At 71.9% G+C, this 14601-nt stretch carries 11 protein-coding genes; 7 read left to right on the top strand and 4 right to left on the bottom strand.

The window, feature by feature from the left end:
- Positions 1-103: 103 nt before the first annotated feature.
- From ACWC2B_RS09070 to ACWC2B_RS09050, 5 genes are all read left to right on the top strand, one after another.
- A complete protein-coding gene (locus ACWC2B_RS09070; protein ID WP_450715808.1) occupies positions 104-1015 on the top strand; it encodes a glycoside hydrolase family 25 protein in 912 nt (303 codons plus the stop codon).
- Positions 1016-1156: 141 nt separating this feature from the next.
- Positions 1157-2761 carry an APC family permease gene (locus tag ACWC2B_RS09065; protein WP_450715892.1) on the top strand — a complete coding sequence of 535 codons (1605 nt, stop codon included), beginning with the start codon at positions 1157-1159 and terminating at the stop codon, positions 2759-2761.
- 295 nt (positions 2762-3056) lie between these two features.
- Positions 3057-5051: a hypothetical protein gene (locus ACWC2B_RS09060; RefSeq protein WP_450715807.1), complete on the top strand. Its 1995-nt coding sequence runs from the start codon at positions 3057-3059 to the stop codon at positions 5049-5051.
- Between the two features lie 55 nt (positions 5052-5106).
- Entirely contained in the window at positions 5107-6750 is a 1644-nt protein-coding gene (locus ACWC2B_RS09055; protein WP_450715806.1) for an ABC transporter substrate-binding protein, read from the top strand.
- Positions 6751-6913: 163 nt separating this feature from the next.
- Positions 6914-7246 carry a YkvA family protein gene (locus ACWC2B_RS09050; RefSeq protein ID WP_450715805.1) on the top strand — a complete coding sequence of 111 codons (333 nt, stop codon included), beginning with the start codon at positions 6914-6916 and terminating at the stop codon, positions 7244-7246.
- Here the strand turns inward: ACWC2B_RS09050 and ACWC2B_RS09045 are convergent.
- Complete coding sequence (locus ACWC2B_RS09045) at positions 7200-8624, bottom strand: pyridoxal-phosphate dependent enzyme (RefSeq protein ID WP_450715804.1); 1425 nt, start codon at positions 8622-8624, stop codon at positions 7200-7202. The genes ACWC2B_RS09050 and ACWC2B_RS09045 overlap by 47 nt on opposite strands.
- Before the next feature lie 171 nt (positions 8625-8795).
- Between ACWC2B_RS09045 and ACWC2B_RS09040 the strand changes: the two genes are divergently transcribed.
- Positions 8796-9047 carry a hypothetical protein gene (locus ACWC2B_RS09040; protein ID WP_450715803.1) on the top strand — a complete coding sequence of 84 codons (252 nt, stop codon included), beginning with the start codon at positions 8796-8798 and terminating at the stop codon, positions 9045-9047.
- Positions 9048-9157: 110 nt separating this feature from the next.
- Here the strand turns inward: ACWC2B_RS09040 and ACWC2B_RS09035 are convergent, their stop codons facing one another.
- The 3 genes from ACWC2B_RS09035 to ACWC2B_RS09025 form a co-directional block, all read right to left on the bottom strand.
- Positions 9158-10564 carry a hypothetical protein gene (locus ACWC2B_RS09035; protein WP_450715802.1) on the bottom strand — a complete coding sequence of 469 codons (1407 nt, stop codon included), beginning with the start codon at positions 10562-10564 and terminating at the stop codon, positions 9158-9160.
- A gap of 131 nt (positions 10565-10695) precedes the next feature.
- Positions 10696-12078 carry an amidase gene (locus ACWC2B_RS09030; protein ID WP_450715801.1) on the bottom strand — a complete coding sequence of 461 codons (1383 nt, stop codon included), beginning with the start codon at positions 12076-12078 and terminating at the stop codon, positions 10696-10698.
- Positions 12079-12163: 85 nt separating this feature from the next.
- Entirely contained in the window at positions 12164-13087 is a 924-nt protein-coding gene (locus ACWC2B_RS09025; RefSeq protein WP_450715800.1) for a LysR family transcriptional regulator, read from the bottom strand.
- A 236-nt stretch (positions 13088-13323) separates the two neighbouring features.
- Here ACWC2B_RS09025 and ACWC2B_RS09020 point away from each other — a divergent pair, with 236 nt between their 5' ends.
- Entirely contained in the window at positions 13324-14574 is a 1251-nt protein-coding gene (locus ACWC2B_RS09020) for an MFS transporter (protein WP_450715799.1), read from the top strand.
- The last annotated feature ends 27 nt before the right edge of the window (positions 14575-14601 follow it).

Below are 14601 nucleotides of genomic sequence, written 5' to 3'. Positions count from 1 at the left end.
CATTGCAGGCCACAGGACACGCCGATGAGTGAGTCGGCCCGCTCGTCAGCGGGCAAGCAACAAGAGGGAAGAGGTGGTTCCGGCCGGCTCGCGGAAGGTTCTCATGGGTATCTACGGGCAGGACTGGGCGTCGTACCAGTCGTCGACACCGAACACGAGCGGCCTGTCCTTCGCCTTCGTCAAGGTCACCGAAGGACTCTCGTACATCAACCCCCGCTGGGTGACACAGCGCGACCACGCCAAGGCCAACGGCCTGGTGTGGGGCGCCTATCACTACCCCCACATGGGCAACAGCGCGCAGGCCGAGGCCGACTACTTCATCGCCCAGGTCAACTGGCGGCCCGGCGACGTGGTGATCCTCGACTGGGAGGGCTACGACTCGGCGAACTCCGGCGTCCCCAAGTCGACCCAACGCGCCTATAAGGACGCCTGGTTGAGATATGTCAAGAGCCGCCTGCCGCACAATCCCGTCGGCATGTACGCCAACCTCGACTACTGGTGGAACGTCGACCAGGACGGCTTCTACGCCGACTTCCTGTGGATCGCCACCGCCGGACGCGCCGCGGGGAACCCCGGCATCCAGGCCCCCTGGATGTTCCACCAGTACGGCGAGTCCAACGGCCTCGACCTCGACTACTGCCACCTCGCCAGTACGAGTCAACTGCGCGACTGGGCGCTCTCGTTCCAGCACTCGCCTGAGGAGACCGACATGCCCCAATGGATCACCGGCCGCGTCGACCCGGGCGCCCAGCCCACCGTCGTCCTGCTGCCGCACGGCAGCGCCTGGGCCACCTACAACCGCAGACTGCACCTCGGCATGGACCAGCTCACCGCCACCCCGGCCACCGGTTCGGTCCGCGTAGCCCTGCACGACGGCACCGCGTGGCACGGCGTCCAGGCCGTACAGCTCGCCGCCGACGCAGGCCCGGTCGACGTCGACATCACCAGCAACGACGTGAAGCTGAGCCTGCAGACGGACACGGCAGGCGTCGCCTTCGCCATCGAAACCTGGTGATCCCGGTCGAAACCCGGCAGGGCTCGACCGAAACCCGTCAGGACTCGGTCGCATTCCTCGGCGACGCACAGCGCTTGGCGTGACACTCTGGGCACTCTTGTGTCCTCGGGTCATGCAAGGAGGCGGGTGCGCGTGCGGCCGATCCAGCCGGGGGAGACCCCTTCGGTCCTGACGGTACTGGGCGAGGAGCGCCGGCTCCACAAGGAACTCGGCTTCTGGAGCCTGACCGCGATCGGGTTCTCCAACATCCTCGGCTCGGGCTGGCTGTTCGCCGCCATGTTCGCCGCCCAGACCGCGGGGCCCGCGGCGCTGCTCTCCTGGGTCGGGGCGGGCGTCCTGTGCGCGCTGGTGGCCCTCGTCATGGTGGAACTCGGGGCCACCCGCCCCGAAGGCGGCGGCACCGTGCGGTGGCCGCTGTACGCGAGCGGCCGCCTCGTCGGCACCGTCGTCGGCTGGTCGGTACTGCTGTCGGTCGGCGGTACGGCGGCGGAGATCAGCGCGATCATGCAGTACGCCGCGCACTATCTGCCCAGCCTCTACGACAACGGCCGCCTCACCGGCACCGGCCTCGCCGTGGCCACCGGGCTCAGCGTGCTCCTGACCGCGCTCAACTGGTTCGCCGTTCGGACCTTCGCCCGGCTCAACAACCTGGTGTCACTGTTCAAGGTCCTCATCCCCGTCCTCACCGTCGTCGCCCTGTTCCTCTCCGGCACACACTCCGGCCGCCTCACCGACCACGGCGGCTTCGCACCGTACGGCTACGCGGCCTGTCTGACCGCGTTGGCCGGCGGCGGGATCGTGTACTCCGTCAACGGGTTCCAGGCACCCCTCGACTTCTCCGGCGAGGCCCGCAATCCGCGCCGCACCGTGCCGCTCGCGGTGCTCACCGGCATCGGGCTCGCGGTCCTCGTCTACCTCGGCCTGCAACTGGCCTTCCTCTTCACGGTCCCCGACTCCCTCCTCGGGCACGGCTGGCACGGCGTGAACTTCGACTCGCCCTTCGGCCAGCTCGCCCTCGTCCTCAACCTCCACTGGCTGGCCACCCTGCTGTACGCGGACGCGGTGGTCTCGCCGGGCGGCTCGGCCTACGTCGGAGTCGCGATCGACGCCCGGCACACCTACGCGCTGGCCAAGAACGGCCTGCTGCCCCGCTTCTTCATGCGGATCGACCCCCGCTCCGGCATGGCACACCGGGCCCTGCTGCTCAACCTCGTCGTCATCGTCGTCTTCATGCTGCCGTTCGGCGGCTGGCAGGACATCGTCAGCGTGATGGGCGACATGTACCTGCTCGTGTACGCGGCCTCGGCCGTCGCCGCCGCGGCGTTCCGCGCCCACGACCGGGAGCGGGGACTCCCGCCGGCGGACGGCCAGGTGCCCGGGGTGCACTGGATCGCGCCCATCAGCTTCGTGGTGGCCAGTGAGTTCGTCTTCTGGTCGGGCTGGCACCACCTGCGGCTCGCCCTGCCCCTGGTCCTCGCGGGCGTCCCCCTGTTCCTGATGCTGCGCCCCGACGCGGAGGGCCGCTCCTCGCTCCAGGAACTGCGGCACGGCGCCTGGATCGTCTTCCACCTGGCCGCGCTGACCCTGCTGTCGTGGCTCGGCACCTTCGGCGGCTCGGGCCACCTTCCGGCGCCGTACGACTCGGTGGCGGTGGGCGCCCTCTCCCTCGCCGTGTTCGTCTGGGCGGTCCGCTCCGGCACGGCCCACCTCAGAACGGCCCCGGTCACGGCACTACCCCTCACGTGACGCGGGGCACGGGGCCGTCCGACCCCGCACCACCCGCCGGACCGGCCACCCGAATGTCGTGGAACACCCGTCGCGGCGTGTCCTTCCGGTGTTACCTTCCGTGTCAATCGATGCGGAAGGTACGCCTTGTGCGTGTCGGTTCCGGGGGGCGGTGAGTGCGGTGGGGGATCTTGACGTGGCAGGGGGCGCCGATGCGTTCCTGCGGCACATGTTGTGGCGGTATCCGGGTCAACGGCAGCCGATCGTGGCGCTGTTGGGGCCCAGGCGGTCCGGGAAGACCGATCTTCTGCGAGCCGTGTCGCGGGCGTGCGGCGGGACCGTGGTGCACGCCGGGCTCGACTTCGAGGAGAACCCGGTCGACCCGGTGTCGGCGGCCGCCCTTGTCGCGTTCCAGATGATGCGCGGCTGGGACAACCTGCGCCGGGGGCCGGTGTTCCACCGCTTCGGGCTCGGGCTGCTCGCCCTCAACGAGAACCTGGACGCGGACCGAGGCAGGGCCGCCGACCAGATACGTGAGCTCATACAGCAGTACACGCGCAACACCCGGCCGGGCAGGTTCGCCGCCGGTGTGGAGCACGCCGCGGCGACCACCATGGACGTCGTCGCCCAGGGAGCGTTGAGCCCCCTGGTCTCGGGGCCCGCGCGGGAGGTGGTCTCCGCCGTGCGCGACCAGGCCAAGCCCGTCATCGGATCCCTCTTGCAGAGCGCCGCCCGGTGGGGCGTACGGGACGCGCTGCGGTGGCACATCAGCGTTCCCGAGGCCGAGTCGGCGCGCTCCATCGACGCGCTGATCAGGCTGAGTTCCACCTCCCGGTCCGCCGCGGTCGGCCCCCTGATGGCCGCCTTCCTCGCCGATGTCAAGGACCAGGCCGAACGTCATCCGCCGCTGCGTTCCGCCTGCTCCTGTGTGCTGCCCGCCCACGGCGCCCGCCGGGACCGGCACGACCACGCCTGGGTGCTCCTGGTGGACGGCGCGCAGACCCCGGCAGGACGCCGCTTCCTCACCGAACTCGCCGGCGCCCGGTCCCGCAACCAGCTGGCCGACCTGGACGGTTCGGGCGCGGCGGACCCCCTGCTCGTCCTGTCCGCGTGCGAGCAGTGGCAGTCCGAGTGGACGTCCTGGTGGTGCGAGCCCTGGCGCGCGACACCGCTGGCCGCCACACCCCAGCGCCGCGTCCCGCTGCTTTCCCGGGCGACCCGGACGCTGTGGGCACGGGAGAACGACGCGGCCGTCGCCGCCGAGCGCGGGCCCGCGGCCGCCTGGTGGTACCCCGTGTGGCTCGACCCGATGACCGAGGAGCAGGTCGGGTACTCGATGGACCGCTCCGACCCGTCACCCGCCCGGCCGCTGCCCGCATCCGTCGTCCACCGGCTCACCGGAGGCCACCGGGGCGCCGTCCGCGCCGTACTCGACGAACCGTTCGCGCACCCCGGACCGCACGGCCCCGCCGTGTCGCTGCTCGCCCCGGCCGACGAGGACGGCACCCCGCTGTGGTCCCACGCCCTGGAGACCAGCCTGCCCGAAGGGCTGCCCGTCCCCGGCACCTCGTGGAGCACCGCCCCCGCGATCGTCCTCGCGGCCGCCTACCTCGCCGACGTACGCACCGCGGACGACCCGCGCCTTCCCGCCGCCTCGACGGAACTTCCGCGCGGCCTGGAACTCCTGCGTCGGCACCTGTGGGTGAGCACCTTCACCCACCGCCCCTCTCGCATCCGCCAGATCGGCTGGGGCGACGCCGACGGCCCCGCCACCCTGCACCCTTGGCTGGCCCGCTCCGCACTCACCGCGCTGAACACCGCCCGGCCCGCCCGCCCCGACGCGACGAGCCCCTGGCACGAGCTGTTCGCCGCGCAGTCCCTCGCCCTGGCCGCACTGCCGGTGCAGCACGGCGGCGATGCCGCGGCCGTCGAGCGAAGGCTCTTCCACGACCTGGCCCTCGGCCGTTTCACGCCGGTCGCCGCCGCCCTCGCCGACCGGTTCGACGAGGACCACCGCGCCTGGATCCGCCTGCTCGACTACCTCTCCTCGGCTCCATGCCGTCTGCTGTACGAGCACTCGCCCCAGGAGGCGTACGTGCTGCTGCTCGACGGGGTCGAGGACGGCGGGCAGACGGTCCTCGCGGTGGCCACCGCCAAACTGCTCGCCCTGCTGTGGCTTTACAGCGACCCGCTGACCGAGCACACCCGGCGCTGGGACGGCGAGATCCAGGAATGCTTCACCCGCCTCGCGCACAACTCCCGTCTGCTGGACGTCAGTCCGCTCCAGCAGGCGGCGGCCGCGTTCGCCTAGCCCCGCGACGGAACGCGCCACCCCGCGCCCGCCGACCGCACCGCAAGGAGTGTCCATGCCACCCGCTGTAGGCAACCCCCGCTTCGGCCGGCTGCGCCGTCACCCGGTCCTCTCGCTCCTCGCGGCGCTCGTCATCCTCACCGGCCTCGTGTTCGGCGGCCGCTGGGGCTACGACCGGCTCTTCCCGCCCTCGCTGACCTGCGGCACCGGCATGACCGCGACGGGCACACCCCTCGCCTGCGCCGGCGTGAACATCGACAGTGGGCCGTTCACCGACCACGAGCCCGCCCGGATGCGGGAGTTGGAGCACATGGTCAAGTCGGCCAACGACGCGGTGAAGGGCCCGTACACCAGCGTCGTCCTGATGCTGGACCTCTCGCCCGTGTCCGATGTGGACACCCTCACCTACGACTCCCTCTACCCCAACATCGAGGGCGCCCTCACCGCCGTGTGGCGGGCCAACAACACCGCGGCCTACGGCAGTACGCCCGCCATCAAGTTGTACCTCGCCAACATGGGCAGCCAGTACGGCTCCTGGGCCGAGACCGTGGCGAGGCTGAAGGAGCGGGTGAACGCCGAGCACATCTCGGCGGTCGTCGGGCTCGGCCAGTCCACCGAGCAGACCCGCCGCGCCGCCGCGGCGATCTCCACGCAGCTGCACATCCCCGTCATCGGATCGACGGTGACCGGCGATTCGATGAACCTCGACCCGGCCGACCCCACCGGCAAGAAGCAGATCGTCGACATGTTCCGGGTCTCCCCGACCAACTCGGACTCGGTGATCGCCGCGAACCAGTACGTGTCCACCTTGAAGCCGGCCGTGACCTCCCTCGCCGTCGTCGCGGACAGCGTCACCGGCGACGACTACACACAGACGCTCGCCGAGGCCGCCAAGAGCAGGTTCAAGGCGCCGAACCGCACGGTGACCGTGCTCCCGTACACCTCGCCCAGCGATCTGCCCGCGGGATCCGGCCGCCAGGACTATCTGGTCCAGCAGTTCAACCTCATGCACGCCAACCTGTGCCAGGCCGCCCCGTCCGTCGTCTACTTCGCGGGCCGGGGCCGCGACCTCGGGGCGTTCGTGGAGAACTGGGTGCAGGGCGCGCCCTGCGGGATTCCCCAACTGCACATCCTCGCCGGTGACGACGCCTCGGAGTCCATCCGCGACAAGGGCGTACTCAACGGCATCGCCTCGGGCCGCGTCACCGTCGCGTACACCGCGCTCGCCAGCCCCGACGAGTGGGGCAAGGACTGCCCCGGCTCCGACGCCAAGCACAACTACGACCAGTTCTGGGCCGCGTTCACCGGCCGGCCCGACCCCTGCACCGGCCAGCCGCTGACCGCCGACAAGGACGTGGCGACCCTCACCTTCGACCCCGTCGACCTGGGCAGCGGGCAGGCCATGCTCACGCACGACGCGGCCGTGGCGGCGATCAGCGCGGGCCGGCGCGACGCCGTCGGACTGAAGAACCCGGGCCTGGAGACCGGCATCCTGCACCAGTTCTACTGCGCCCAGATGCTGCCGGGGGCCAGCGGCTGGCTGTCGTTCCGCACCGACGGAACACCTGCGGGCAAGCCCACCCCGGTGGTCCAGCTCGGATCCGACGGCGCGGCCAGGACGATCGCCCTCACCTGGCCCGACGGCGCTCCCAACCTCAGCCTGCCGCAGCGCGGCGGCAAGGGGGCGCCCGGCTGCTGAACCTCGCATGATCCGCCCGGGGCACGGTACTCGGGGGGTGATGAGGCGGCCGGCCCGGCCGCCGGGGCCTGCCGCGAGGAGGTGGCATCGCATGAGCACGCCACGGGTCCCCGGGAGCCGGCTTCAGTAGCATCGCCGCCAGAGTGCGACGGAAGGCAGCGCGATGAGCACCGAAGTGAAAGTGGCCCTGGTCCTCGCGGCCCTCGCCCTCCTCGCGACCGCCGTGCTTGCGGTCGTTCTGACGGTACGTCTGATCCGCGCCCGCAAAGTGCTCCGGGACGCCGGGATCCCCCTGACCCACAAGGCCGCCTTCTGGGGCGCACTGCTCTATGTCATCAGCCCCGTCGACCTCCTCCCGGACCCGATCTACCTGGACGACATCGGCGTACTCCTCCTGGCCCTGCGAACCCTGCACATGGCGGCCACCGCCCCGGGCGGCCCGGGCAGGCTCACCGAGGGGTCGGGAGCAGCGCCCGGAGATCGGCCGCATGGATGAGGGCCTCGGCGCAGCCGTCGCGCAGGACGACCGCGGTGTCCTGCGCGTGCCCGGTCAGTGTGCCGAGGGCCGCCGCGGCGGGCTCGCCGTAGCCGAAGTGGGGCAGCGGCGGTTCGAGGTGGTCCGACAGCGGGTCGGCCGGGTCGGCAGTGCCGTCGTGGAGGGCTTCTTCGAGGGCGGCCAGGGTCGCTGAACCGGTGAGTTCGGGCGCGGTGGGCCGGCGGTCCGGGCCCGCCGGACAGGGGCCGGCCGGCAGGACGGGGCCCGCGCCGCTCCGCTTCCTTGCACGCAGCACCTCCAGTGCGTCACCGACGGAGGTGTGGATGTTGAGGTAGGGCAGCGGTGAGGCGCCGCCGTCCAGGGGTGCGGCCTCGGCGACCCTGGGGGCGCTCTCGTCCCCGTCGAGGAAGCCGAGGCGCAGCATCCAGGTGTCGTTGAAGTACTTGGACAGGTACTGCCTCCCGGAGTCCGGCAGGATCACCACCACAACGGCGTCGGGCCCGGCATCCGCGGCGACCCGGTGGGCCGCGGCCAGCGCCGTACCGGAGGAGCCACCGGCCAACAGGCCTTGTTCACGGGCGAGTTGGCGCAGCGTTTCGAGGGCGTCCCGATCGGCGACGGGAATGATGCGGTCGACGACATCGGGGTGGTAGGACGCGGGCCAGACGTCCTGGGCGGTGTCCGGATGCAGAAAGTGTCCGGCCGCCTCGATGAAGTACGGGCGGCCGTCGCCCCCGGAGTAGACCGACGAGGAGGGGTCCGCCCCGATCACCTCGACGGTGTGGTCACTGACCTCCTTGAGGTAGCGTCCGGCGCCGCTGATCGTGCCGCCGGTCCCGATGCAGGACACCAGATGCGTGACACGCCCCCGAGTCTGCCGCCAGATCTCCGGCCCGGTGGTCAGGTAGTGGGCCTCGGGGTTGGCCGGGTTGTCGTACTGGTTGGCCAGCCACCCGCCCGGCGTCGTCTCCGCGAGGTGCGCGGCGAAGCTCATCGGGTGGTCGGGATGCTGGCGCGGCAGCCCAGCCGGCTTGATCACCACTTCGGCGCCGAAGGCCCGCAGGGTGTCGACCTTCTCATCGCTGACCCGGTCCGAGACGACCACCACGATCCGGTACCCCTTCTCGGCCGCCACCAGCGCGAGCCCGATGCCCGTGTTGCCGGAGGTGGCCTCGACGACGGTCCCGCCGGGCCGCAGCAGCCCGTCCTGCTCCGCCTGCTCGATCATGCGCAGACCGATCCGGTCCTTGGCGCTGCCCCCGATGCTCAGGTACTCCAGCTTCGCGTAGACAGCGGCAGCGCCCTTGGTGCGCAGCCTGACCAGCGGGGTGCCGCCGACGAGGCCGAGCGCAGACTCATACACATCCATTGCGTCCATCACGGCACCTTAGGGGCGTCCGGTGGCCGCGCTCAAACGCCCGGCGGGGATGGCGAGTTGGACCCAGTCCTCCCGCCCCACCGTCCCGGAATCAGCGACCAAAGTTGCCGCATCGGTAGGCCAGGCCTTCAGGCCCGGCTCGATGCGGCCCAGGAGCACTGGTTCGAGATCATGCGGGCAGAGCTCCCCGGCAGCGCCGGTGTGGTCGAGGACTGGCCCGGGATGCTCCGCCGCGCCGGGCTCACTCAGATCGGCGGCTTCACGCTCCTCCTCGACCTGCCGGCGCCCGTGGATGAGTCGGCCCGCACGTTCCTGCACGCCCGTCTGACGCGGATTCGGGAGACGATGAGCGAGTCCTGGATGCGGAGGACCGCACGACCCTCGACGTGCTGCTCGACCAGGACGCGCCGGGCGGCATCCTGAGCCGCTCCGACGCCTTCCTTCTGTGCGCCACGACGGTGTACACGGGCGTACGTCCCGCTTGACGGCCGTGCTGGGCACGACGGCCGGGTGCCCAGCCGGCCACCTACCGGCTATCGCTCGGCATGACCGTTCGCCAGGGACCACTCGCGGTGGAGGGTGCCCAGCGGGATGTGGTGCTCGATGACCGGCGTGCCGAACAGGGACAGCTGGAAGTCGAGCCGTCCGCTGAGGTCGAAGCCGCCGTACACCGCCCAGGTCGCGGACGCGGATGCCTTGCCGTCGCTCGACGCGTTCGCCTTGGCGTCGACGTCGCCGCGCAGGTAGGGGGCGAAGTCCGCGGTGACGCCGACGGCGCCGTACAGACCGACGGAGGCCTCGGCGCCGAGCGCGCCCTTGACCTTGCCGGCGGCGGTGACGCTCGCGTTCACCGGGGTGCTGTGCACCGCCGACGTGCTGACCGGGGCCCAGCCCTTGCCCGCCGCGTAGCTGCCGCCCACTCGGAAGTCGCCCTTGACGTCCTGCTGAACGTCGAGGGTGACGTGGCCGTCGGCCTCCACCTGCACGTAGCAGGTCAGGTCGAGGTTGACGACGACGGGCACCGGGCCCACCTGGATGACCGGCGCGCTGTGCAGCTTGGCGAACGGGATCCGCTTCGGCGCGCCCGTACTGGCGGCGGCGCGGCCCTTGAGCGCCCACTGCGAGGACCAGTCACCGCTCATGCCGAGGAACGCGGAGCTCAGCCCGAGCCCGCCGTCCTTGCTGCCGTCGTAGGAGAACTCCACCTGCGGGGCGAGCTGGACGAAGCCGGAGACCGATGCGCCGGCCGAGGCGGGGGCGTCCTTGGCGGTGTCGACCGCCGCGTTCACATCGAGGCGCAGGTTGCCGAGCGGCAGTTTGGCGCCCTGCGGGCCGAACCGTACGCCCTGGCTCTTGGCGTAGGAGAAGGTGACGCCCTTCATCAGGGGCACGACGGTGACCGATGCCGGGTCGACCGGGACCTTGCCGTCGGCCTTGTCGTCCTTGAGGACCGAGGCAAGCGTCGTGGAGGCGGTCTTCACCTCGGTGCCGCTGTCCTTCTTTCCGACGACCTCGGTGACCTTCGCGAGCAGGCCGTTGGGGGCGCCGGGCGCCGGGGCACTCGCGATGATGTCGCCCACGGCGACGGGCTTGTCGACCGGCTTGCCGGGCGTGGGGGAGTGGCTCGGCTTCGCGGTGTGGGCAGGCGGGGCCGTGGATATGACGGCGCGCCCGCTCGCCTTGTCGTACGAGGCGACCTTCAGCGAGGACTTCTCGGGCTGACCCTTGCCGGTACGGGTGCGGGCCAGCGGCGTCGGCGCGGCCGAGCCCTGCGGCGCGGCGTTCACATCGAGTTGCTGGGTGCCGTCGGACGTCGCCGAGGGCGTTGCGGCGCTTTCCGGCCCGGCCGCCGCGGTGTGGCCCGGTGAGGAGCAGCCCGTACCGGCCAGCGCGAGAGCGGTCAGGCCGGGGAGCAGGAGGCGTCTGGTGAGCGTACGCACGTAGGTGTGACCTTCAGGTTGGGGGGTGGCCATTACCGACAGGTAACGTGAAGGTGATCATGCCATGTGCGCACAGCTGTGGTCATCTTCGGATCCCGCCAACTCGCCTGCTGAGCAGGTCCGTTGAAGCTTCACCTACGAGTGGAGCCGGACGCCTCCACGGGGGCCGTGCGCCGCCAAGGGCGGAGCTCCTCCAACTGGGCTGCCAGATCGAGCAGTTGATGCTCCGCGCCCGGTCGTCCGACGAGCTGGACGGAGCCCGGCAGTCCTGAGGGAAGCGTGCCGAACGGCACGGCGAGGGCGGGGCGGCCGGAGAGGTTCCATGGCGGGGACATCGGCGAGCAGGCGGTGTTCACCAGCATGTTGGCCAGCCAGCCGCGCTCGTGCCAGGCGTCGGCCGCCGGGCCGCGACGGGCGAGCGCGGGGGTGACCAGCACGTCGTACTTCTCGAAGAAGGGATCCAGCCGTTCGTTCAGCGCCGCCCCGTGGTCGCTGCGCAGCATGCCGAGCCGTGCGGCCAGCCGTCCGATCGCGGCGTGGCGCCGGGTGCGGGGCGCGAGCAGCCGTGGGTCGAGGCCCCGGGCGTCCTGCGCGGTGCCGCCCGTCCAGCGGGCCAGGATGACCGTGCCGAAGGAGAGGGGGTAGGGCGGATGGGCGGTCGCCACCTGGTGCCCCGCCCCGGCGAGGGCCCGGGCGGCCTGGCGGGCGAGCCCCGCGTATGCCGCGCCGACGCCAACTCCCGCTATGGGGCTACGAGTTGAGAACGCGATGTCAAGGCCGGGGCCCTTTCCGGTCGGTGCGCTCCCGCCGGAGTCCGTGACCGGTTCGCCCGCGAGCACCGAGAACATCAGCCGCGCGTCCGCCGCGGTCGTGGCGAGCGGGCCGTTCTCCGACATGCCGAACCAGCCGCCACCGAGGTCCCGGGGCACCCGCCCGGTGCCCGGCTTGAGGCCGACGAGGCCGCAGTGCGCGGCGGGAATGCGCAGCGAGCCCATGCCGTCGTTGCCGAGCGCGATCGGAACGAGGCCCGCCGCCACCGCGGCCGCGCTGCCTCCGGATGAGCCGCCCGCCGTGCGCGAGGGGTCCCAGGGGTTGCGCGCGATGCCGTGCACCCCGTCCGTGGTGCCGAAGACACACAGCTCCGGTACGTGCGTGAGCCCCACCACCACCGCACCTGCCGCGCGGAGCCGGGCCACGGTGACGTGATCCTCGGCGGCCGGTGTCGCAGGGGTGGCCGCCGAACCGTTGCGGGTGCTTTCGCCGCGTACCGGCAGATTGTCCTTGACGGCCACGGGCACGCCCGCGAGCGGCAGTTGGGCGAGATCCGCCCGCGCGCCGACCGCGTCGGCCTCCTCCAGCGCGGCCGCCGCGCGCACCACGCGGAACGCTCCGACGCGGCCGTCCGCCTCCGCGATCCGGGCCAGATGGCCGGCGACCACCTCGCGGGGCGTGGCCTCCTTGCGGCGTACTGCCTCGGCGATCTCGACTGCGGTACGGCCTGCCCACTGGGTCACGGTGGCTCCTCGGTGCTGGTGTGGTCACGAACGCTGAGGAGGTCACTGTGTACGGACGGTACGGCCGCTGTCGATACCGCGATCTTCAGTGCGCCCAACTCGGCTTCCAGGTAGGGGAGTTGGCGTGAAGGGGTGCCGTGAGATGGCTGCGCAGTGCGGCGAGCGTGGGGTGCGGGTTGTCGCGGTGCCAGATCAGGGAGTGCGGGTAGACCGGCGTCGGACCGACCAGGGGAACGCGCCGCAGGCCCTGGTCGGCGGGCCACACGAAACGGGTCTGCTCGCCGACCAGGGTCGCCAGCGTCGAGGAGTCGGCGATCGTGTCGAGCAGCGGCTCGGTGCCGAAGTCGGGGCCGGTGGCCTCGATGGTGAGCCCGAACGCGGCGGCGAGCTCGTCGTAGTAGGCGGCCCACTCGGTCCCCGCGACGAGGCCGGGCATCCAGATCCGGTGTCCGACGAGCGCGGCGGGCGTGACCGCGCGGGCCGCGGCGAGCGCATGGTCCGGCCCGGTCAGGAGCTGCACGGGCTCGTCATGGACCCGGGCGGTTTCGATCCCGTCCGGCAGCTGCCGCTCGGGCAGGGTGACCGCGCGGAAGGACGCGTCGATCGTGCCTGAGCGGATCGCGGTGAAGGCCGCGTCCGCGTCGAAGAGGGTCACCACGTCGAGTTCGGTCCCGGGATGCGCGCGGTGGAAGTCGCGCAGCAGGTCCGCGGGCGCGAGCCGTCGGCCGATCACGTCGACGCGCAGGGCGCGGTGGCCGGGCCGCACGGAGGCGGCCGCCCGCTCCTCGGCCCGCAGCAGAGCCCGGGCATGCGGCAGGAACGCCTGCCCGTCCACGGTGGGACGGGCCCCGCGCGGTGTCCGTGTGAACAGCCGCACACCGAGTTCCTTCTCCAGTGCGGCGATGCGCTTGGAGACGGCCTGCTGGGTGATCGCGAGATCGGCGGCGGCCTGCTGGAACTGGCCCGCGTCCGCCACGGCGACGTAGGTACGTACGGCGTTGAGATCCACGGTGGGCGACCCTAGTGCCTGTCCGCGGATCCTGTCCGGGACGCGCGGCCCTGGCACGCCCTCCCCCAGGCCCAACGGGCCAGGGGGACCCCCGGCCGCGTTGTCGTCCCTGGTGCACAATGCCTGGTTGTAGCTTTCCGCCCGGGTAGTTGTTTGACCGGCGGGTGGGACGGCCGCTTTGATCTCGCTGGTCAACGCGAGGTTGTTCGGCAGGGGCGGCGAAGGGTGTGCTGGGCATGGTGGGCAGGCGGTCGCTCGGGCGGCGGTTCGGGTGGCTGTGGGCCGCGTACGGGGTCAGCACGGTCGGCACGATGCTGGCGTTCGACGCGTTGCCGATCATCGCGATCCTGGTGCTGAACGCCGGGCCGGCCGCGGTGTCGGCGCTCGCCGCCACCGGGCTCGCGGTGGGGGCCGCGCTCGCGGTGCCGCTCGGCCCGTGGGTGGAGTTCCGCCGCAAGCGGCCGGTGATGATCGCGATGGACCTGATCCGCTTCGCGTCCCTGCTGAGCATCCCCGCCGCATTCGCGCTCGGCCTGCTCGGCTTCGTCCAGCTCGTGGTCGTGTCGGTCGTCGTCGGCGCGGCCGACCTCACCTCCAGGGCGGCGAGCGGGGCCTGCCTCAAAGCGCTCGTACCGCCCGAGGACCTGCTCGTCGCGAACGGCCGGTTCGAGTCCACCAGTTGGACCGCCACCATGATCGGGCCGCCGCTCGGCACGGCTGCGATCGGACTGTTGGGCCCGGTGACCACGGTGACGGCCGACGCGGTCAGCTATCTGCTCTCGGCCCTGGGGATCCGGGCGATCGGCGGGAAGGAGGCGCCCCCGCCGAAGCGTGCCGTCGCACCGTCGGGGCAGCGGCGAGGCGAGCTGCTCGAAGGGTGGCGGTTCATCCTGACGCACCCGGCGCTGCGCCCGCTGTTCTTCAACACGGCGCTGAACAACGGCTTGATCATGGCGACCGCACCGCTGATGGCCACGCTCATGCTCGGCCCCCTCGGCTTCGCGCCCTGGCAGTACGGCCTCGCGTTCGGAGCCCCCTGCATCGGCGGCCTCATCGGCTCACGGCTCGCACGTCGGCTCGTCGCCCGGTTCGGGCAGCACAAGGTGATGTTCACGTCCGGGGTACTGCGCGCGTGCTGGGTGCTGTGGCTCGCCTTCATCCGCCCCGGCGTCAGCGGCCTCGTGCTCGTCATCGTCGTCGAGCTCGGGCTGATCACGTGCTGCGGGATCTTCAATCCGGTGTTCGCCACCTACCGGCTCGAACAGACCGGCATGGACCGGGTCGCCCGTACCCTGTCCGCGTGGTCGGTCACCACCAAGGTCACCACCGCCGCGACGACCGCCCTGTGGGGCGTGCTGGCGGCCCTGACCGGCCCGCGCACCGCGATCGCCGCCGCCGGAGTCCTCATGCTGGCCACCCCGCTCCTGCTTCCCCGGCGGGCCCGCACGCCGATGAGCGAGGGGGAACCGGCCCCGAGCGGTGCCTGAGAACACCCCCGTGCCGTTGGGCGGGAA

The organism is Streptomyces sp. NPDC001415, assembly GCF_053597395.1.
This window is presented reverse-complemented; position numbering and strand designations above follow the sequence as displayed.